Source organism: Halomonas sp. SL1 (genome assembly GCF_003030865.2).
Taxonomy (GTDB): domain Bacteria; phylum Pseudomonadota; class Gammaproteobacteria; order Pseudomonadales; family Halomonadaceae; genus Halomonas; species Halomonas halophila.
Genome location: NZ_PYUQ02000011.1, coordinates 138,445 through 159,226 on the forward strand (window position 1 = coordinate 138,445; position 20,782 = coordinate 159,226).

The window sequence follows — 20,782 nt, forward strand, 5'->3', positions numbered from 1 at the left end:
GCCCCGGCGGCGTCATGCTGACGCTGCCGATCTACGTGGCGGCCGCCCTGGCCGAGATCGCCGGCTGCTTCAGCGTCTGGGCCTGGTGGCGCCAGGGCGCCTCGGCGCTGTGGCTGCTGCCGGGTCTGGCCAGCCTGGTCCTGTTCGCCTGGCTGCTCAGCCTGAGCGACGCCGACTACGCCGGGCGGGCCTATGCCGCCTACGGTGGCGTCTATATCGTCGCCTCGCTCGCCTGGCTGTGGGCGGTGGAGCATCGCCTGCCCGATCGCTGGGACCTGCTCGGCGCCGCGCTGTGCCTGGCCGGCGCCGGCATCATCCTGCTGGCCCCGCGGGGCGGCTGAGCCGTTACGACGCACCTGACATCCTCGGCGCGACAGCCACCGATAATTGACTTAAAATCCGTCTGTTCACACCGCCCCCGATGAGCCGCCGCTCGATCCGAGACCGGCCCCGGGAGGAGCGCGACAAGACCCTGCGTCCTGCGACGCCGTGAGCTTTTTCCTACGCGACGATGCGACATCACGAACGGCCAACACCGCCCCAGGCCTGCATTCGCCGCCGTGGAAAGTGCGTAACGTCATGACCATGACGGACAGCGCCAAGGGAAGTCACGCCGCATGAACGATCCGATCTTCACCACCGCGAATACACTTATGGATGCACCGCCACACAGCAAGATCCTCTACTCTCCCGGCCCCCACGACACCCGCATCCTGCTGTGCGAGTGCAGTAACCAGGAAGTGATACGTGGCGAAGCGGTCTGGAAACGGTTCCAGCCGGATTTCGAGCAGGACACCTGCCGCTGCCTCGACTGCGAGGCCACGTCCCCCCTGAGCTACCACGACAATCCCCGCCGGCATTTTCGGACGCTCTGAGTCCCGCTCACTCACCGGCAAGCCCAGTCCATTTCTCTGCCATCTACTGCCATTTCATCCTTTCTTGCTGACCTCAAGAGAAACTAAGGTCGTAACCCCCATCGCTTCGCCGCGATGGTAGAATGCGCGCGCTTGCCCGGAGACCCCGGGCAGGGCGTCGCCAGGCCCTCCCATCCAGCGCCTCGACCGCCGCCATATCCCCGCGGCGCGATCTCCATGGTGTGACGGCGAGCCGGACGCACGACACGTTCATGCACCCCGTGATTCCATAAGAGACACCCATGATCGCTACCCTCAACACCCTGGGCCGCCCGCTGCTGCGGCTGGGGCTGATCCCCCAGATCGCGCTGGGCATCGTCGCCGGCGTCCTGTTCGCCACCCTCGCCCCCGATGCCGCCCAATCGGCCGCCCTGCTCGGCCAGGTCTTCGTCTCCGCGCTGAAGGCGGTGGCGCCGGTGCTGGTCTTCGTGCTGGTGGCGGCGGCGATCGCCAACCACCGCCAGGGCCAGCCCACCCACATCCGCTCGGTGCTGGTGCTCTATCTCGTCGGCACCCTGGTGGCGGCGCTGGTGGCCGTGGCGGCGAGCTTCGCCTTCCCCACCAGCCTGGAGCTGAGCACACCGGCGGCCAGCGGCACGCCCCCCGGCAGCGTCAGCGAGATCCTGCGCAACCTGTTGCTCAACGCCGTGGCCAATCCTGTCGAGGCGCTGATGGAGGCCAACTTCATCGCCATCCTGGCCTGGGCCGTGGGCCTCGGGCTGCTGCTGCGCCGCGCCGCCGACACCACCCGCACGGCGCTCAAGGACCTGTCCGACGCCGTCTCCGGCATCGTCCAGCTGGTGATCCGCTTCGCCCCGCTGGGCATCTTCGGCCTGGTCGCCAACACCCTGGCCGAGTCCGGCCTCGACGCCCTGCTCGACTACGGCCGCCTGCTGCTGGTGATCGTCGGCTGCATGGCGTTCGTGGCGCTGGTCACCAACCCGCTGATCGTGTTCCTGAAGACCGGCCGCAACCCCTACCCGCTGGTGTTCACCTGCCTGCGCGGCAGCGCCATCACCGCCTTCTTCACTCGCAGCTCGGCGGCCAACATTCCGGTCAACCTGGAGCTGTGCAAGCGTCTGAAGCTGCACGCCGACACCTACTCGATCTCGATCCCGCTGGGCGCGACGATCAACATGTGCGGCGCCGCCATCACCATCACCGTGATCACCCTGGCCGCCGCCAACACCCTGGGCATCCAGGTCGACTTCGTCACCGCCCTGCTGCTGTGCATCGTCTCGGCGCTGGCCGCCTGCGGCGTGTCCGGCGTGGCCGGCGGCTCGCTGCTGCTGATCCCGATGGCCGCCAGCCTGTTCGGCATCTCCGCCGACGTGGCCATGCAGGTGGTGGCGATCGGCTTCGTGATCAGCGTGGTACAGGACTCCACCGAGACCGCGCTGAACTCCTCCACCGACGTGCTGTTCACCGCCGCGGCCTGCCGCGCCGACGGCAGGACCGACGAGGCCTGAATCTCGTCTGCCCGGCCGCTGCGGCGGCCGGGTTCCTTTTTTCTTTATCCCCTTTCCTCTTCCCCTCTTCTCCTCCACTCACCGCAGCGTCTCTCGACGTCGTCTACTCACCTTCGCTTCCTAGCGTCACCGTGGGCCCTCACGGCGTTCCCGGGCGCGTCGTTCCCGGCCTCTTTCCTCGCGTCTCTCCCGCCGGCTCAAGTGGCCGCCTTGAACAGTCGCTATTGACAGTCACCCGTTCCTTTTATAGAACGTTCTTTTTATCGAACGATTCGTGGACGCTACCTCACGCCGGGAGACCCCATGGACCACCTCGCCCTCGGCACCCTGGGCCAGCACCTTCAGCGCCTGCGCCAGGAGCGTGGACTGTCGCTGTCGCAGCTGGCCGCCGCCGCCGGCATCGCCAAGTCGAACCTGTCGCGCCTCGAGCAGGGCAACGGAAACCCCACGCTGGACACCATCTGGCGCCTGGCGGTGCAGCTGAACGTGCCCTTCGGCACCCTGGTGGCGCCGATCACCGTGCCCCTCGGCGAGGACGGCGTGCAGGTGCGGCTGATCGACCAGGGCCAGGGGAGCCGCCAGGTCGACGCCTACTGGATGCGCTGCGCGCCCCATACCGATCGCCATGCCGAGGGTCACACCCCGGGCGCCACGGAATCGCTCACCGTGCTGAGTGGCGAGCTCGACGCCGGCCCCGAGGACGACCTGCGCACGCTGCACGCCGGCGACACTCTCGCCTTCAGCGCCGACCGCCCCCATCGCTATCGCACCGGCGAGCAGTGGGCGACGCTGATCCTGACCATCGTCTACGCCGAGAGGGAGACGTCATGATCGATCAAGCGACCTCGGCGCCCTCTCGCCCATGGCTGTCCGGCGTGCGCGAGGCCTTCCCGCTGCTGGGCGGCTACGTACCGGTGGCGATCTCCTTCGGCCTGATCGCCGTGCAGGCGGGCTTCACGCCCTGGGAGGCGACGCTGATCTCGACGCTGGTCTATGCCGGCGCCTCGCAGTTCCTGTTCGTCGGCATGATCGCCGGGGGCGCGCCGCTGTGGTTGGCGGTGGCCATGACGCTGCTGATCAACGTGCGGCACGCGGTCTACGGCCCCAACCTGGCCCCCTGGATGGACCGCAGCCGCTGGTGGCCCGTGCTGATGCACGGCCTGACCGATCAGGTCTTCGCCCTGGCCCAGCACCGCTTCCCGCAGCTGCCGGAAGCGCAGCGCCTCGGCTGGTTCACCGGCGCCGCGCTGCTGGCCTGGGCCAGCTGGATCCTCGGCACCGTGCTCGGCGCCCTGGCCGGCGACTGGCTGATGGCGCGCTGGCCGCTGCTGGGCGGGATCCTGCCCTTCGCCCTGCCGGCGCTGTTCCTGGTGCTGGTGGCGCCGCGCTTCACCTCGAAGCGCTGGAGCCTGGCGCTGGCCATCAGCATCGGCGTGGCGATGCTCTGCAGCCTGGTCGGCTACACCAACATCGGTATTCCCGTCGCCGCCGGCTGCGGCGCCCTGTGCTTCACCCTGGTCCGCTTCACGCCGCACAAGGAGGCGCCCCATGAGTAGCGCCCTCTGGCTGGCCCTGCTGGCCTCGGCCCTCGGCACCCTGCTGATTCGCCTGCTGCCGCTGCTGTGGATGCAGCGCCGTCTCCGGCGACTCGACGGCGAGGACGGCGTCGAGGCCATGCCCCAGTGGCTCGCGCTGCTGGGCCCGATGATGGTCGCCGCCGTGCTCGGCGTGTCGCTGGTGCCCCATCGCCTCGACGCCATCGGCTGGCTGGCCTCGCTGATCGGCGTGCTGGCGACCCTGGGCGTGTGGTATCGGCTGCGCTCGCTGGGCTGGCCAGTGGTCGCCGGCGTCACCGCCTACGGCCTGGTAGAAGTCCTGGCCACCCTCGCCTGACGCCCGGGCGCAGCGTGGAAAGGCGCCATCTTGACCGCCACGACGTCGAGGCGGCAGTCTGCCTTGGCAAGACGCCCCTCGCCGACATCAAACAGGGAATGTGGAATGTCCAGTGATCGCCTGCACGACCTGCTCCAGCGCGTGACGCAGCGCGACCGACAGGCCTTCGCCGAACTCTATGACGCCACCTCGGCGAAACTCTACGGCACCGTGCTGCGTATCCTGAAAGAGCGCGGCCGCACGGACGACGTCATGCAGGAGGTCTACGTCACCATCTGGCAGAAGGCCGAGCAGTTCGACGCCGGCCGGGCCTCGGCGATCGCCTGGATGGCGAGCATCGCCCGGCACGCCGCCATCGACGAGCTGCGCCGACGGCCCCGGGCACCCCATGAGTCGGACGACGCCCTGGATCAGACGCCCTCCGACGCCCCCGGCGCCCGGGAGCACGCGGAGCGCGACGAGAACGCCCGCCGCCTGCATGCCTGCCTGGCCGAGCTGGAGGGCAGCCGCCGTGACATGGTGCGTCTGGCCTATCTGGATGGCTGGTCCCGGGCCGACCTGGCCGCCCACTTCGAGCAGCCGGTGAACACCGTCAAGACCTGGCTCCATCGAGCCCTCAAGCAACTCAAGGGGTGTCTGGCGTCATGACAGACCGCGACGACATCGACATGCTGGCCGCCGAGTTCGTGCTCGGCACCCTGGACGCCGAAGAGCGCGCCAAGGTGGCGAGGCGCCGCCAGGCCGAGCCCCAGCTGGACGCCCGCATCCTCGAGTGGGAGGCCCGCCTCGCGCCCCTCGGCGACGAGATCGCCGCGGTGTCACCGGGGCCGGACCTGCTGGCGAGGATCGAGCGGCGCATCGAGGCGCTGGAAGCCACCCCGGGCACCGGCGAGCATGAGGGCAAGGTCTCCCAGCTCGATGCCCTGCGCCGCCGGCTGCGCTTCTGGCGCTGGAGCACCGGGCTCGCCTCCGCTGCGGCGCTGGTGCTGGCCGCGGTGCTGATCGCGCCCCTCGATCGGGGGCCGAGCGACTCGCCCTTCGTGGCGGTGTTCCAGCAGGACGACCAGCAACCCGCCTTCATGCTCTCCGTGGACCTCGACAGCCGCCGCCTGAACGTGCGGCCGGTCACGGCCGAGCCGCTGCCGGACCGCGCCTATCAGCTGTGGATCAAGGACGCCTCGCTGGGGCCGAACCCGCGCTCGGTGGGCGTGCTCAACGACGACCTGAGCCTGCCGACCGATGCCCTGAGCGACTTCTCTCCCGACCTGCTCAAGCGCGCCACCTTCGGCATCAGCATCGAGCCGCCCGGCGGCTCGCCCACCGGCCAGCCGACCGGCCCGGCGATCCACGGCTACCTCTACCCCACCGGTCGGGACGCCTCGTCGCAGCGGCTGTGATTTTTTTCGTGCCGGGGTGAAACCGCCGTCGCGCTTCTCTCGTAACTTCGAGCACGCCCATCCCAATCCCTTTGCTTCGATGGGGCGTGCTCGGAACTCAAGGAGAGAATGATGATGACCAAGTTCATGGCAAGCGCATTCGTATCCGCCGCTCTGCTCACCGGCGCTTCCCTGGCCCAGGCAGAAATGCACGGCGACATGCATCCGGAAGTCTGGGCCGATGACCAGTCCGTCGCCGGCGGCACGGTCACCGCGGAAAAGGTCATGGCGGGCAGCAACGGCTGGCTGGTGGTGCACCGCACCGATGACAGCATGGCACCGGGCCCCGTGGTCGGTCACGCCCCGCTCAAGGAAGGCGAGAACATGGACGTCACCGCGATCCTCACCGAGGATGTCAGCGTCGGCGACCAGCTGATGCTGATGGTCCACGGCGAGGAAGGCGGCATGGAGACCGGCATCTTCGAATACACCCTCGGCGCCTCGGAAGACGGCCCGATCAAGATCGACGGCAACCTGGTGACGGCCACCATCACCGCACAGTAAGCCGCTCGAAAAGACCGCCGGAAAACGGCGAAGGGGCCCCGAGGGGCCCCTTTTTTCGTCAGTGTGGCCGCGGCGCCTGGCCCGCTCCGCCGGCCTCGCGCCCGCGCCACAGGCCGGAGAGCGAGACCGCCAGGATCGACATCAGCACCAGCGCCAGCGATGGCACCAGCACCGCCCAAGGTGCGCGCTCCAGGTAGGGCATGCTGTCGGCGAGCAACAGCCCCCATTCCGGCGCCGGCGGCCGCGGGCCGAGCCCCAGGAAGCCGAGGGCGGCCAGCGCCAGCGCGGTACCCGGCAGGCGCAGCATGGCGTGGCGGAACACCGGCCCGACCAGCGCGGGCAGCACGTAGCGCGACAGCAGCCGCCAGCGCCCGACGCCGAGCACCGGGGTAACGCGGACGTGGGGCTGGGCAAGGGTCTCGCTGACCAGCGCCGAGGTATGCGCGGCCAGCGGCGCCCAGCTCACGGCCGTCACCGCGATCACCGCGCCGGCGGCGCTCGGCCCCATCAGGCCGGCCACGATCAGCCCGGCGATCACCGGCGGCGTGGCGTTGGTGACCTCGATGGGCCCGGCCGCCAGCCGCGGCATCAGCCCGATCGCGAGCCCCAGCACGAAGGTGACCAGCACCGTGGCCAGCGCCATGCCCATGGTCGAGAGCGCGCCGTGGCTGACTCGGGCGAGGATGTCGCGACCGATGCCGTCGGCCCCCAGCGGCAGCCCCGGACCCGGCGGCTGCAGGCGCAGGTAGGCCGAGGTCATCGGGTCGCGAGACAGCCCAGCCAGCACGATCGTAAGCAGCAGCGCGCCCGCCACCGCCGGCACGAGCCAGCGCCAGCGGCCGGCACCGACGACCGGGGCCGCCATCGGCACCGCGCCCGCCCGCATCGCCCGGCCCAGCAGCAGCGAGCGGCCGAGGTTGGCGAGCCCGCCCAGCACCACCGCGATGGCCAGCAGGATCAGGATGCCGGTCTGCAGCGCCGGCAGGTCCTGGGCGGAGGCCGCACCCAGCGTGGCCCGGCCGAGGCCGGGAATCGAGAACACCTGCTCGACGGCGATCGCCCCGCCGGTCAGGCCCACCACCACCAGCCCGACCTGGGGCATCAGGCTCGGCAGGGTGCGCTTGAGCGCGGCCAGCGCCAGGCGCCACCGCGTAAAGCCCGCCATGTGCCAGGTCGCGACCCAGCGCTCGGCGAAGGCCGAGGTCAGTCCATCACTGAACAGCCGCCCCAGCAGGCCGCCGGCCGGCAGCCCCAGCGACAGCGCCGGCAGCACCAGGTGGCGCCACTCGCCCCAGCCATACGGCGGCAGCCAGCGCAGCCAGGCCGCGAACACCACCAGCAGCAGCGCCGCGAGCAGGAACTCCGGCAGCGCGGTGATGGCCGCGGCCATCGCTCCCGAAGTCGGCGCCGGACGACCGTCGAGGCCGCGACGCAGGGCCGGCAGGCAGATCAGCAGCGCGGTGGAAAGCGCCACGACCAGCGCCGCCGCCATCAGCGTCAGCGAGACGCCCGTCGCTTCGAGCAGGCCCGGCAGCACCGGGGTACCGGAGATCCAGGAGGTACCGGCGTCGCCGTGCAGCAGGCCGGTGAACCAGTGCTGCAGCTTCTCGAGCGGCCCCATGGCCAGGCCCAGCTGTTCGCGGATGGCGGCGAGCGCTTCCGGGGTCGGGTTCTGATCGCCGGCCCGGGCGCGCAGGATGCTGAGCGCCGGGTCGCGCCCCGAGAGCCACGGCAGCAGGCCCACCAGCACCACCACGCCGCCGAGGGTGAGCAGCCGCGACAGGGTCGGCAGCAGCGCCCCCCACTCTATCGACAAACCCCGCGACAGGCCCCGCACCGAGCGCCGCGCCGGCATGCTCGCGACCTTACTCGGCGCCATCGTCGATGAACCGGGTGTGCTCGTTGATCAGCTCGCGCTCGCGCGGGTCGCGCACGGCGCCGGCGACGTGCGTGGCCTCGCCCTGGATGACGCGCTCGTGGAGCATCGGCACCGCGGCGTCGGTGGCGAGGATCGCCGCCTCGGCGTCGATGATCGCCTGACGGCGCTCCGGCCCCGGTTCCAGATCGGCGGCCTTCTCCAGCGCCGCGTCGACCTCGGCATCGCACAGCTGGGCGATGTTGAAGGAGCCCTCGCAGGCGAAGTCGCTGAACATGTAGGCCACCGGATCGCCGGAATCGAGCATGGTCGCCCGGGACAGGATGAAGGCATCGAACTCGCCGGCCAGCATGTCCGACTCGATGTGCGCGTACTGGCGCACCTCCTGCTGGACGTCGAAGCCCGCGGCCTCGAGCTGCTGCTCCAGCAGCACCGCGACCTCGGGCAGCTCGGCCCGGTCGGTGAAGGTGCCCAGCGTGATGGCGACACCGTTCGGGTCCGCGGCCTCGGGCCGCCCTTCCACCGGCGTGCGCAGCCCGTCGGCCCACTGCAGCGCCGGCCCCAGCAGGCCGTTGGCGATGTCGGCACGGCCCTCGTAGACGGTGCGCACGATGGCCTCGCGGTCGACCGCCTCGCGTGCCGCCGCGCGCAGTGCCGGCTCCGCCAGCGGCCCGGACGCGGTGTTGAGGTAGAGCGTGTTGGTGCGCGGCATCGGCACCTCGTGGATCAGCTCGGGATCGATCAGCGCGACCTGGGAGACCGGCACCGCCTCGACCACGTCGGCCTCGCCGGTGCGCAGCGCCGCGCCCCGGGCCGTGCCGTCCGGCACGTAATCGGCGTCGATGCCGGCAAGCTCGGCGCGCTCGCCCCAGTAATCGTCATAGCGGTCGAGCCGCGCGCTCTGGGTGCCGTTGATCTCCTCGAGCACGAAGGGCCCGGTGCCGGCCTCGATCGGATTGACGGTGCCGTTGTCGCGATAGGCCCGCTCAGCCAGGATCGCCAGCTGCGGGCTGGACAGCCGATTGGGCACCAGCGGGTCGGCCTCGGCGGTGCGCACGATCACCGCCTGGTCGCCGTCGGCCTCGATCGTCATGTCCACGCCGTCGAGGATGCGCGGCTTGGGCGCGGCGTTCGTGGCGGCGGTCAGCGAGGCCACCACGCGCTCGGCGGTCAGCGGCGTGCCGTCGTGGAAGGTCACGTCATCGCGGATCGTGAAGCGCCAGCTGTGTGGATCGAGCCGCTCCCACTCGGTGGCCAGGAAGGGCTCGGGGCTGCCGTCGTCATCGAGGCGGATCAGCGTCTCGGCGGTGCTCCAGCGCGACAGCTTGAAGGCGTCGTCGGTCAGCGGGTTCAGCCCCGAGCGCGGCGGCTGCAGCATGGCGACCTTGATGCGCCGATCGCCGGCATCGGCGGTCTCGACGGCGCTCTCACTGGCGCGCTCATCATTGGTCGATTCCTCCTGCTGGCAGCCGGCCAGCAGGGCCAGCGAGAGAAATGCGAACGGAAGCGGCAGGGCGTGGCGAAGGGTCAAGGGACGAAGGCTCAAGGGGCAAGCTCCTGGGAATGATGGGCCGGCGTGGCGGCGGAAAGAGAACTCGGAGGTAAAGAAGTGAGAGGAAGATCCTGGCCCGGCAGCATCGCCGCCGCTCGGATCAGCGCCGCCGTACGCTCGTGCGCCGGCGCGCGGAACAGCGCCTCGGTGGGGCGATCCTCGATGATCGCGCCATCGTCCAGCACCAGGGTGCGCTGGCACAGCCGGCAGACCACCGAGAGGTCATGGGAGATCAGCAGCAGGCCGATGCCGGCGTCGTGGTGCAGCGTCTTCAGCACCCGGGTCACCTGGGCCTGGAGCGGCAGGTCGAGGCCGCTGAGTGGCTCATCGGCCAGCAGCAGCCGCGGGCGCACGGCCATGGCGCGGGCGATGGCCACCCGCTGGGCCTGGCCGCCGGAGAGCTCGGCCGGGCGGCGCATCAGATAACCGCCGTCCAGGCCGACCTGCTCGAGCGCCTCGCCCACCCGGGCCTCGTGCGGGCCCTCGATGCCCAGCCGCACCAGCGGCTCGCGGACCAGCTCGCCGACGCGCATGCGCGGGTCCAGCGAGGCCGCCGGATCCTGAGGGATGTATTGCACCGCGCGACGGTACCAGCGCAGCGAGCGCGCGGAGCCCGGGGCGATGCGCCGCCCCTGGCAGACGATCTCGCCGCCGTCGGCCCGGGTCAGGCCGAGCATCAGGTTCAGCAGCGTCGACTTGCCGGCGCCGGATACCCCGGCCAGGCCGATCAGCTCGCCGGGGTGCAGGCGAAAGTCGATGTCGCGCAGGGTGTGGCGCCACTGCCGCCCGCCCCACCAGCGGCGGGGCCCGGGCATTCGCTTGCTGACCCCGGAGATCCGCAGCAGCGAGCCGTCGTCGTTGAGTTCGGGCATCGTCGTCATAGGGTTATCCCACGGCCCGCAGCCGCGGCTCTTCCATCTGACGCTGGGGCTCGGCCGACGCCGGGAGGAACTCGCGGTTGCCCAGCGCCGCGACCAGCTCGCGGGAGAAGCGATGCTGCGGCGCGGCAATGATGTCGGCCAACGGCCCCTGCTCCACCAGCCGGCCGCCGTCGAGGACCAGTGCGCGTTCGCACAGCCGCGAGGCGGCGGCCATGTCGTGGGAGATGAACAGCAGCGCGGGGGTGTCGGCAGTGCCCGTGGTCTCGCGCAGCAGCGACAGCACCTCGGCCTGGGTCAGCACGTCGAGCGCCGTGGTGGGCTCGTCGGCGACGATCAACGACGGCCGGCAGGCCAGCGCCAGCGCCAGACAGACCCGCTGGCGCTGCCCCCCGGAGAGTTCCGCCGGCGAGCGCCGCACGACCCGCTCGGGCTCGGCGATCATCATCCGCCCCAGCAGCGCGACGACCGCTCGCTGCGCCTCACGGCGCGAGAGCCCGTGGAAGCGCAGGAAGGGCTCGCGCAGCTGAGCGCCCACGCTGACCAGCGGGTTGAGCGCGGCCTGGGTGTTCTGGAACACCATGCCGGCGCGGGCCAGCGCCGGCCGCCGGGTCGCGCGCAGCCCGCCGACCTCGAGGCCGTTGAGGCGGATGGTACCGTCGATGCGGGCCGCGGGCGGCGTCAGGCCGAGGATGGCCCCGGCGGTGAGCGACTTGCCGGAGCCCGACGGGCCGATCAGGCAGACCCGCTCGCCCGCCTCGACGTCGAACGACAGGCCCTCCACCACCGGCCGCTGGCCGAGCCGGATGCGCAGGTCGTCCACCCTGAGGACGGGGTCGTATGCCGGTGATGTCACGTCATGCTCCTGTCTCGCCATTCGCGAAAGGCGGAAGGTTATAACATAACGTCTTTGGTGAAAACCATCAGCGAGCTCGCATGACGCGCACCTTCATCGCGATGCCGCAACGCCGGCAGTCGCGTCGGCAGAACATGCCTTGCAGCGCTCGATGATGCTCAGAGCGTGAGCGAGACGGTCACGGTCTCCGCGTCGTCGTCGCGGGCCTCGGTGGTGAAGCCCAGCTCCTCGGCCATCTTCCGCATGGCGTGATTGACGCGCAGGATGTCGGCGAAGACCTCGCGCACGCCCATCTCGCGGGCGTAGTCGAGCACGCGCTGCATCAGCCGGTAGCCGAGCCCGGTGCCCTTCATGTCGCTGCGCACCATGATCGCGAACTCGGCGCGCTCCTTGTCCGGGTCGGCGGACAGCCGCACCACCCCGGCGATCTCCGCGCCGTCCGGCGGCAGCGCGACGAAGGCCATCTCGCGGTCGTAGTCGATCTGCGTCAGCCGCGCGGCGAAGGCGTGATCGAAGCGGCGGATGGCGGCGAAGAAGCGCAGCCGCACGTCGTCCGCCGAGGAATGGCGCAGCATCTCGACCAGCGCGGCCTCGTCCTCGGGCCGGATGGGGCGCAGCCGGTAGCGCGTGCCGCTTCGGGTCTCGATCAGCTCCTCGAGCTGCTGGGGATAGGGGCGGATCGCCATCGGCGGGCGCGCCTCGCCGGCCAGACGGATCACGATGCGCGCGTCCAGCGCCATCACCCCGTCGGCGTCGGCCAGCAGCGGGTTGATGTCGAGCTCGGCCACGCTCGCCAGGTCGCCGACCAGCTGGGAGAGCTTCACCAGCGCCAGCGTCAGCGCCTCGAGGTCCACCGCCGGCCGGTCGCGATAGCCGTGCAGCAGCCGCGAGACCCGGGTCGACTCGATCATGTCGCGGGCCAGCAGCGGGTTGAGCGGCGGCAGGCCGATCACCCGGTCGCCGATCACCTCCACCGCCGTGCCGCCCTGGCCGAACATCAGGATCGGCCCGAACACCGGGTCCTCGGCGATGCCGAGGATCAGCTCGTGGGCGCCGGGGCGGCGGATCATCGGCTGCACATTGAAGCCGTCCAGCCGCGCCTCCGGCGCCTTGTCGCGGATCGCCGCCAGCATGTCCTCGGCGGCCTGGGTCACCGCCTCCGGCGAGGCCAGGTTCAGCTGCACGCCGCCCATGTCGGACTTGTGCGAGATGTCCCGCGAGACGATCTTCAACGCCGCCGGCAGGCCCAGCGCCCGAGCCGCCTCGCCGGCCTCCTCGGGCGTTTCCACCCGGCGCGCGGGCACGGTGGGAATGCCGTAGGCCGCGAGCACCTCCGCCGCCTCGGGCTCGGTGAGCACCCGGCGGCCCTCGGTGCGCACGGCCTCGATGACCGCCTCGGCCCGGGCGCGGTCGATACTCACGCGCTCGGTGATCGCCGGCGGCGTGGCCATCAGCGCCTGCTGGCTGCGCCAGTACTGATGCAGGTGCCAGAAGGCGCGAATGGCCTGCTCCGGCGTCTCATAGGTGGGAATCCGGTGCTCGGCGAACAGCCGCCGGGCCGCCGTCGGCGAGGCGTCGCCCAGCCAGCAGGTCAGGATCGGCGAATGGCGCGGGCCGAGCGACTCGACCACCGCCCGCGCCGCCTCCATGCGGTCGGCCACCGCCGTGGGGCAGTTGATCACCAGCAGCGCGTTGGCATCGCCGGCATCGTGCAGCGCCTCCAGGGCCTTGGCGTACCGCTCGCCCGGGGCGTCGCCGAGAATGTCGAGCGGATTGCCCCGCGACCAGGCCTGGGGCAGCACCTCGTCCAGCCGTGCCATCGCCGGCTCGGAGAGCTCGGCCAGCTGGCCGTTCAGGCCCTCCAGCGCGTCCGCCGCCAGCACGCCGATGCCGCCGCCGTTGGTGAGAATGACCAGCCGGTCGCCCTTGATGCGGATGCCGGTAGCCAGCGTGCCCGCGGCCTGGAACAGCTCGTCGAGGGAGTCGACCCGCAGCATGCCCGCGCGACGGAAGGCCGCATCGTAGACGGCATCGGAGCCGGCCAGCGCGCCGGTGTGCGACAGCGCCGCCTTGGCGCCGGCGGCACTGCGCCCCGCCTTGACCACCACCACCGGCTTGTTGCGCGAGGCGGTGCGCGCCGCCGACAGGAACTTGCGCACGTCGGTGATCGCCTCGACGTAGAACAGGATGGCCCGCGTCTTCGGGTCGAGGGCCAGGTAGTCGAGCATGTCGCCGAAGTCGACGTCGCTCATCGCGCCCAGCGAGACCACGTGGGAGAAGCCGATGTCGCGGGTCTTGGCCCAGTCGAGAATCGCGGTGGCCACCGCGCCGGACTGGGTGACGAAGGCCAGCTCCCCCGGCGGCGGCGTGAGGTGGGCGAAGCTGGCGTTGATGCCGCGATGCGGCACCAGGATGCCCAGGCAGTTGGGCCCGACGATGCGCATCAGATATGGCCTGGCGGCATCCAGCACCGCCTGCTCCAGCGCCTGACCCTCGGCGTGGCCGCCCTCGCCGAAGCCCGCCGTGATCACCACCGCCGCACGGCAGCCGCGCTCGCCCAGTTCATGCACCAGCCCCGGCACGCTCTTCGGCGGCGTGGCGATGATGGCCAGGTCCGGCGCCAGCGGCAGCTCGGCGACGCTGTGGTAGTTGAGGCTCGAGCGAATCGCCCGCTCGTGCGGGTTAACTGTGAGGATCGGCCCCTCGAAGCCCGACGAGTAGAGATTCTGAGCCAGCACCGCACCCACGGACCCCGGCCGGTTGCTGGCCCCGATCAGGGCGATGGAAGACGGGTGGAACAGCGCATCCAGGTTGCGAATCGACATCGATATCTCCGCTCGGTCGGCGATGGGCCCGGGCGCGGGATGCACGCCACGGAACGCGCCCGCCGGGCGGCGGGCCATCCCCGAGTATAGGAAGCGCCGACGACGGCGAGGTGACGGAAGTCAAGCGGAGGGCGTAGCGGTGAGACGCCACGATAACAACGAGAGACTTCTTGAAGCACCGGAGTCATGCACCCGAGGACTTCGAGGATGGTGGGCCCAGCTGGACTCGAACCAGCGACCAAGGGATTATGAGTTCGCTTGCAAGTCAATAAGTTACTGACACACAAGGAAAAGCAACCGTAATCGAGCGAAAGGTACAGTTCTTTGTAATCAGTAGGTTAGCGAAAGTTGAGGATAACACAGGAAGCTGGTGTGTGTACCACGAGTGTACTGCTGGATGGACGAAACAATGAATAAAAAGTTAACAGCGTGATGTTGTATAAAGAATAAGACTGGGAGGGAGCACCCCTCCCAGCACTCCCAATCACTGATTGTGATATGATGGCATTCGCTTGGTAGTCAACAAATTTCGCCCCAGCGTTAGTTATATATTCATATCTTCCTATCGGTACCAATGAAGCGGGATTAGTGCCTCATCCCCTCGCCACTTATTATCAACTACAGCATCTTGAAACCACTTCGCATCAATATCGGCATGGTCTGTAATAATAACTTGGAGGCCGGGCGATAGTTCACCCACAGTCTTGAAGATCCACTCGAACATTTTTCTTACGGCCTCACGATCTTCATCTTTTTCTATTTCATCAAGACTACCAGTTACTGATTTTTCTGAAGGGAAATATACCTGTGTTGGCTGATCAAAAAAAAATAAACCTCCCAACTGGCCTATTTTGCTCTATAAACCACTTAGCTAGAGCAAGATACGCAACCAAATGATAGCCAATCCAATTCTCGCCGCTTCCCATACGATTTAGAGGTGTTCGCCCCATAGGAGTTTCTGCAACCACAGTGAGCGCCGATGCATCCAACCTGATAGGATACTCACTATGCTCAAGCCCTAGTTCTCTCGCCCACCTTGTCATATCTTCACTTACACAGCTTAGCTGTGAGTCTAATCTTTCTTTAAGAAGGGCAGGGTCAAGCTTTTCTTCAAGGGAAGAAATTTCACCGGTGAGTGTTTCAAGATGAGATTTAAGAGACGGCAAATCCTCTTCACCGAAGTCCACACTTTCAACATACAAGGATATACGTCCAGCTACACGGGAACGCCTTTCTTCTAAGGTCGCCTTCTCTAAAGCATCTGCTTCTTGCTGCCGCATTGACTCAAGAGCCCCTCTATGCCTCTTTATCTCTTGAGCAAGCTGTGCATCCCTTTCCCGCAAACTACTGATATAGGAGACAAGCCTAGGGCGGTTACGATTCACACCCTCTAGCTTGTCACTGAGACTATTAATTGACTTATAAATAATAGATTCAACTGAATCTTCTTCACCAATCTCGCCATCTGATGCAACAAGACGTGACTTAGAATTTTTGTATAAACCAATGGACTTTAACCTAAGATATTGCTCTTGTATCGCCCCCTCAAAGCCACTCATAGTCGAAGAATAATGTTCAGCATCTTTAAGCTTTGCACGAACTACCTTTTTCTCCTCGGCTAACTTTTTATACTTTAACTCGACATCCAAATAACCACCATCTCCTATTTCTTGTTCTTCTATTACTTTTTGTCTCCCATAAGCAATATCTTTTAACGCGTCAATCACTTGGTCATCACCAGCCACTACATTAGTTGTAGCCAACCCAATGTTAGCTGCTTCTGCAAGGAGAGCATAACCTCTCTGCAAGCCATCTCCTCTTAGGCTCTCAACTTCCTTAATACGTTTAAGTAGCCTCGTACGTTCACGCTTTAAGCTCCTAAGGTTATCCAACTCTGCTAGCCTGTCATCCTCAGCTGCTCCCATAAAATAGGGAAGCGTATCTTTAATAGCCTGTGGGATATGTGGCTCAGCTTGACGATGAAAAAGTGTTCGTTTATTGGCTATCTCATCCTGACTCTGGAAGAGATAAAAACGAGAATGCTTAAAACCTATATGAATATTGTTACGAGTCTGATTTTCAGGAACTTCAGTGACATTCTCAGCTATTCCAACCTTGCTCGTCAAAAATTTCACTACGGCATCAACATTGGTTGAACTTTCAAGCTCACCAAAGCTTGGAATGCTCACTTCTTTCGCGACTAACAAGTGGCATGACGTGCTTGACTTTTGCCCTTCGAGAGGTGCTGAACGTGCAATAAATACTTGAGAATCTGGAAACTGTAGCTTTACAGCGTACCAAGACACTGTCTCAGTGATACGCCCTTTCGCAACATTACATTCACTGGACCCAAGACAATATTCGACTATGTCTATTAGTGAAGATTTACCCTTTTTAGAGGCACCTGTTATGATATTAACCTTGTGCGGATTTAGTATGACATCACGGCGCTCATGGTTTTTTCCGTAAAGCGATATGGCTTTTATTTGCATACTCATGGCTTAACACCGAATTGGGCATATATTGTTTCAGCTGATTGTGCGTGAGCAAACCACTTTCCTAGAAATCGAGAAGCTTTTAAAGCACTTTTCATGTCATGACTTTGGTTAAAAAGTCTGGGATTAACTGGTAAAGACTCCTCTCCCAAAAGGAAGCTTCCAGAGCTAGAAAGTCGTATCAAGTCATACGAAAGCAAGAATTCGAAAGCAGATCTAACTATAGGTATATAGGACTCAGCCTGCAGAGAAAAGGTAGCTAGAAGTCCTTCATTACTCGCAACCCAAGATGAAATTGGAGTTCTATAAGTACTTGGCAACATGCTATTAATAGAAACATTGAGAGACATAGGTATCAATATAAACGGAAGTGCGCAATGCATACCAGAACCATCAACTGAACAAAATTCCCTAACACCATGATATAAATTAAACCCAGTGAAAGCAGGATTAAACAATGAAAATTCTTCTTCAGAAAACAGCTCTTCATTGTGCATCATGCAACTCCCTCACTCTTGCCTGACCCACAATAACTTTGATAATCCGGGTGCCACCCTATTGCCAAGTCATCAGCCAAAGTATTGTAACTACCCCTGGCAACATAAGGCTCAGAAAATTCAGACCGAATAGGAATCACCGCCTCCAACTGACATTTTGAATACAGCTTTGCACCAAAATTCACCATTTGTTGTTCTTGAGAAAAATCATACTCCATCTCTAACAAACCATAATAGTTCTCCCACTCATCCTTCAGCCTATCTAGATATTTCTTTATCTCTCCGGGGCGTAAAAGATTATCTTTAGACCAGCGTGACCTTTGCTCATAAGCACGATAGAAGTTTATAACAGCAGTCGTCAAAACTCTGTTGCTAGCCCCAATCAAGCGCAACTGCTCTAAGAACCTCCTTGCATCTCTATCAAGATCTATATTAGTAGGAATAGCATCACTAAAGTCTGCCGGCAAATTGCTTGGCAAGAACTGATTTCTTAAATCGTCCATTACATCTAAAACTTCGCTCAAACAAATCACATCTTCATCACTTGAGCAAAATATATCGATAATACGCGAAAACCATTTTCCCTCAAGCCGCGTCAGAAACGGGTCGACATAGTCAGCAAAGACTGCTGACCTTAATTTTTTAAGCAGAAGATGCCTAATATCCACTATGTTTGGCGAAGAACCAATGATATAAATCGAACTGACTAGCTTGTTTTGCTGCCATGGCTCAAGAGAACAAAAAGCCTCATAAGCTTTTTTATTTGTTTCGCTTTTTGTTTCCTGAGAAATACTCCTCATTCTTTCTAGAGCCAAGCCTGGGTTGCGCTTATCTTTATCACAGCTCAAAAACTCTGCAATGGTAGATTCTGCAGCCACTTCTGTTGTTACAAGAGAAAACACTGCGCTCTCTAATTCATTTGAGCTCGCTACAAACTCAGACCATACTCTGACTGTCTTCCAGATATCTTGACTACGGTCTGTTATATTCCCCGCTTTCGTATGATGCTTCATCTGAAGCAGTTCAGATGACGTGCCCGACTCTTCAAACGCGACATCATCAAGCTTTTCTATGGAAATGAAACAGTTGTCCGGATCATCAACATCATCAATTTTTTTTAAAGCCAACAACAAAGCATATCTAACTTGATAAAGATATCCGACAAAAGAAGATGTTGCATCGAAGCTCGTAAAATCACTCACCATTCACCCCTGTCAAGTTTTATGTGCCTGATAACAAGCCTTTACTCGACCTTAAATCAGCGACTCATTAACTTGGCTTTTCATTTCGTCCTTATCACTATGCAAAGGCTTAAGGATCAAAAGTGCAAATCCTCAGCCTCCAGCAGCGGCATGCTGAGCTTCTCGTGGTCGCTCACCTCGGCGCCCTAGAAGTCGTTGAGCCAGTCGATAGTCCCGGCCAAGCGCTGCTTCTCAGGGTCGTGAGGCTTGCCGGAGCCCACCTCGCTGACCGGGGTGAGGCCGTAGTAGCCTTCATCCTCTCTTGGCGCATACGATTCTCATTTCGCTTGGTGGGATGATAGTGAGTGAAATCAAACTCGCTGACCTCCTCCCCCGTATATTCGCAGCCGCCGGCTATGCCGACCTCCCAGCCATAGGCCGTTATGGCCTCGATGATGTCCCGCTGGAACTGAGCTTCCCTGCTGTTCGCCATGTGTCATCCCCTGCGCGTGTCGTAATTATGCGTAACAGCCTAGCGTTTAAACGATATAAGGAGAAGTCGACTTAGGCCGTTAAACTGCCAGGGCATGCCGCATCATCGGCGAAGCCCGCCCAAGGCCTGCTCCAATAGCTCTAGTGACTGACGGTGCTTGTCAGCCCCCATCCTCTGGATATTGGCTAGCTTCCAGCGCACGGCAGGCAGCCGATCCACGCCCGCCAGCGGAAGCAGCGTCCAGTCAGGCGCCCCCTGCTTGAAGGACAGAAGAAAGCGAACATCCTCGTCCGTCATCAGTTGCCCCAGCCGCGATAGCAGCTCATCGCGGACGCTCTCCAGCTCCTGCAATGGAAGGTCAACCCTGGCCATCCCGACAAACTCCTGTCGGTAGACATCATCCAACGCTTTCAGCCGTGGGTTGATCACTTCGTTCAAGGGCCTCGGGTGCCCCAGCAGATAGACCAGGAAGCCTTCGAATACGCTTCGATCCAGGCTGCCCTGGTTCAACAGCAGCTTCACATCGAAAAGATCCCGGGGGTGCTGGCGATCCAGCGCGGCGCAGATCTTGCCGCCATACAGGTCCGGCAGTGACACCACCTGCACCGCAGCAAAGCCGTACTCGTCCTCCACGGCTTCAACGACATCGCGCTCCTGGGGCGGGTGCAGAGTGCCACGCAGCACCGGCGACACCTCTACCTTCACCTGGCTACGCCCTCGGCGCACCAGGATCCTGAGCTCGTCTCGGCGATTATCCTGAAGCTCGGCCCGCACACCTGGCAGTCGGGCGCTGAAAGTTTCTGCCAGTCGCTGCAGCGCCTCGCGACAGCGTCGCAGTGCCTCGTCACGGGGCTCCAGTGGCAAGTAGGCCAGGTCGATGTCGACCGATAGGCGAGGTAATGGCTGCACGAAAAGGTTGATGGCCGTGCCTCCCTTGAGGGCGAAGCACGGCTCTTCATTGAGAAATGGCAGCAGCGAGACCAACAGACTGACCTGTTCGTGGTAGCGAACTTCAATCGGCATGCAGGAACGCCTCCGGCACCGTCACGTGATATTCCCTATCCAGCTTGCCGCCTTGGCAGAGCTGCCGCTTGCCTTTGCCGAGATTCAGTCGGCGTGGTTCCAGGCGAGCGTACCAGGCATGCCCGGCGTGGCGAGCCAGCACCAGGAAGGCCCGCTTGGTTCTCACCGAACGGCATCCCTCCAGCAATGCCTGCAGCCGGCGCGGACGCAGCGTATTGAGCCCGCCGAAGGTGTCGACCAGCTCACTGCTGAACAGCAGCTCATTCGGCGTCGCGGCGATCCACTCCAGGACCGCTCGTTCGGGGGTCGATACCTGCAAGCTGAAGGCCCTGCCATCCGGCGCGTAGTCCGTGAAGCTGCCGGGAAGCTGCACCGACAGGCCCTTTTCGGAGTGAAGCATCATCCGCCCTGCCCACTCGGCATCACTCAACCAACGGGGCAGCCGAACGGCTTCCTTGCGATACAGGTGCGTCGTGCGCTCCCCCATGTGCAGGTAGTGGGAAAAGCCATGCAGTGCGAGGGCAGTCTGGCCACCCGGCCAAAGCGGTGGTAAGCCCGTGTCGTCGCTCGCCTGCAAGGCGAAAACAGCGCTCTCCCAGGTAAGAGGCTCCCCCGCTTGGCAGTAGGCGCCGTGCCCCACGCGTTGCAGCCAGCCACTGCTGGCCAGCTTACGCGCCTGATCCGAGTTGACGCCGTGTGACGCCAGCCAGGCGGTCGTCACCACGGCGCCATACGGGATCTTGTGCAGCAGCTGGTTTATTTTCACGTAAAAAAGCGGCCTTAAATTCCGTCTTCAGAGTGAAGAATAAACCAAGCTGGTTTATCTTCAAGCACAGAAACGCCATTAAAGGCCGCTTTTTGCGAAGAATTTAAACCTAAGCCGAGTCTCC

At 64.0% G+C, this 20,782-nt stretch carries 20 protein-coding genes; 9 read left to right on the forward strand and 11 right to left on the reverse strand.

What is annotated here, in order from left to right:
• Positions 1–14: 14 nt before the first annotated feature.
• From C9J49_RS04785 to C9J49_RS04825, 9 genes are all read left to right on the forward strand, one after another.
• Positions 15–341, forward strand: a complete 327-nt coding sequence (locus C9J49_RS04785) for a YnfA family protein (protein ID WP_107181671.1) — start codon at positions 15–17, stop codon at positions 339–341.
• 276 nt (positions 342–617) lie between these two features.
• Positions 618–875 (forward strand): hypothetical protein, encoded by a 258-nt coding sequence (locus C9J49_RS04790; protein ID WP_107181672.1) that lies wholly within the window; start codon positions 618–620, stop codon positions 873–875.
• A 281-nt stretch (positions 876–1,156) separates the two neighbouring features.
• Positions 1,157–2,383, forward strand: a complete 1,227-nt coding sequence (gene sstT, locus C9J49_RS04795; RefSeq protein ID WP_046079092.1) for a serine/threonine transporter SstT — start codon at positions 1,157–1,159, stop codon at positions 2,381–2,383.
• Between the two features lie 303 nt (positions 2,384–2,686).
• The gene (locus tag C9J49_RS04800; RefSeq protein ID WP_107181673.1) at positions 2,687–3,214 is read left to right on the forward strand and encodes a helix-turn-helix domain-containing protein; all 528 of its coding nucleotides are present in this window, start codon (positions 2,687–2,689) and stop codon (positions 3,212–3,214) included.
• Entirely contained in the window at positions 3,211–3,939 is a 729-nt protein-coding gene (locus tag C9J49_RS04805; RefSeq protein ID WP_107181674.1) for an AzlC family ABC transporter permease, read from the forward strand. Before C9J49_RS04800 ends, C9J49_RS04805 begins: the two co-directional genes overlap by 4 nt.
• A complete protein-coding gene (locus C9J49_RS04810; protein WP_107181675.1) occupies positions 3,932–4,276 on the forward strand; it encodes an AzlD domain-containing protein in 345 nt (114 codons plus the stop codon). Before C9J49_RS04805 ends, C9J49_RS04810 begins: the two co-directional genes overlap by 8 nt.
• Before the next feature lie 105 nt (positions 4,277–4,381).
• Positions 4,382–4,924: a sigma-70 family RNA polymerase sigma factor gene (locus C9J49_RS04815; protein WP_107181676.1), complete on the forward strand. Its 543-nt coding sequence runs from the start codon at positions 4,382–4,384 to the stop codon at positions 4,922–4,924.
• Positions 4,921–5,673: an anti-sigma factor domain-containing protein gene (locus C9J49_RS04820; protein WP_107181677.1), complete on the forward strand. Its 753-nt coding sequence runs from the start codon at positions 4,921–4,923 to the stop codon at positions 5,671–5,673. Before C9J49_RS04815 ends, C9J49_RS04820 begins: the two co-directional genes overlap by 4 nt.
• 111 nt (positions 5,674–5,784) lie before the next feature.
• Positions 5,785–6,216 (forward strand): hypothetical protein, encoded by a 432-nt coding sequence (locus C9J49_RS04825; protein ID WP_107181678.1) that lies wholly within the window; start codon positions 5,785–5,787, stop codon positions 6,214–6,216.
• A gap of 58 nt (positions 6,217–6,274) precedes the next feature.
• On the opposite strand, the gene C9J49_RS04830 is transcribed toward C9J49_RS04825, so the two are convergent.
• The 11 genes from C9J49_RS04830 to C9J49_RS04875 all read right to left on the reverse strand — a co-directional run bounded on the left by C9J49_RS04830 (position 6,275) and on the right by C9J49_RS04875 (position 20,658).
• Positions 6,275–8,071: an ABC transporter permease subunit gene (locus C9J49_RS04830; protein WP_107181720.1), complete on the reverse strand. Its 1,797-nt coding sequence runs from the start codon at positions 8,069–8,071 to the stop codon at positions 6,275–6,277.
• 10 nt (positions 8,072–8,081) lie between these two features.
• Positions 8,082–9,638, reverse strand: a complete 1,557-nt coding sequence (locus C9J49_RS04835) for an ABC transporter substrate-binding protein (protein WP_258393777.1) — start codon at positions 9,636–9,638, stop codon at positions 8,082–8,084.
• On the reverse strand, positions 9,635–10,525 hold the full coding sequence (locus tag C9J49_RS04840) for an ABC transporter ATP-binding protein (protein WP_046079099.1): 891 nt from the start codon (positions 10,523–10,525) through the stop codon (positions 9,635–9,637). Before C9J49_RS04840 ends, C9J49_RS04835 begins: the two co-directional genes overlap by 4 nt.
• A 4-nt stretch (positions 10,526–10,529) precedes the next feature.
• Positions 10,530–11,378 (reverse strand): ABC transporter ATP-binding protein, encoded by an 849-nt coding sequence (locus tag C9J49_RS04845; protein ID WP_246124652.1) that lies wholly within the window; start codon positions 11,376–11,378, stop codon positions 10,530–10,532.
• A 158-nt stretch (positions 11,379–11,536) separates the two neighbouring features.
• The gene (locus tag C9J49_RS04850) at positions 11,537–14,203 is read right to left on the reverse strand and encodes a bifunctional acetate--CoA ligase family protein/GNAT family N-acetyltransferase (protein WP_107181681.1); all 2,667 of its coding nucleotides are present in this window, start codon (positions 14,201–14,203) and stop codon (positions 11,537–11,539) included.
• Positions 14,204–14,765: 562 nt separating this feature from the next.
• Positions 14,766–15,044, reverse strand: a complete 279-nt coding sequence (locus C9J49_RS17435; protein ID WP_220084845.1) for a DUF3732 domain-containing protein — start codon at positions 15,042–15,044, stop codon at positions 14,766–14,768.
• Positions 15,022–16,701 (reverse strand): DUF3732 domain-containing protein, encoded by a 1,680-nt coding sequence (locus C9J49_RS04855; protein ID WP_220084846.1) that lies wholly within the window; start codon positions 16,699–16,701, stop codon positions 15,022–15,024. The genes C9J49_RS17435 and C9J49_RS04855 overlap by 23 nt, the downstream gene beginning before the upstream one ends.
• Entirely contained in the window at positions 16,698–17,198 is a 501-nt protein-coding gene (locus C9J49_RS16910) for a three component ABC system middle component (RefSeq protein WP_146612965.1), read from the reverse strand. Before C9J49_RS16910 ends, C9J49_RS04855 begins: the two co-directional genes overlap by 4 nt.
• The gene (locus C9J49_RS04860; RefSeq protein WP_220084847.1) at positions 17,195–18,397 is read right to left on the reverse strand and encodes an ABC-three component system protein; all 1,203 of its coding nucleotides are present in this window, start codon (positions 18,395–18,397) and stop codon (positions 17,195–17,197) included. The genes C9J49_RS16910 and C9J49_RS04860 overlap by 4 nt, the downstream gene beginning before the upstream one ends.
• Before the next feature lie 574 nt (positions 18,398–18,971).
• Positions 18,972–19,892: a nucleotidyl transferase AbiEii/AbiGii toxin family protein gene (locus tag C9J49_RS04870; RefSeq protein ID WP_107181684.1), complete on the reverse strand. Its 921-nt coding sequence runs from the start codon at positions 19,890–19,892 to the stop codon at positions 18,972–18,974.
• On the reverse strand, positions 19,882–20,658 hold the full coding sequence (locus C9J49_RS04875; RefSeq protein WP_107181685.1) for a type IV toxin-antitoxin system AbiEi family antitoxin domain-containing protein: 777 nt from the start codon (positions 20,656–20,658) through the stop codon (positions 19,882–19,884). Before C9J49_RS04875 ends, C9J49_RS04870 begins: the two co-directional genes overlap by 11 nt.
• Between the last annotated feature and the right edge of the window lie 124 nt (positions 20,659–20,782).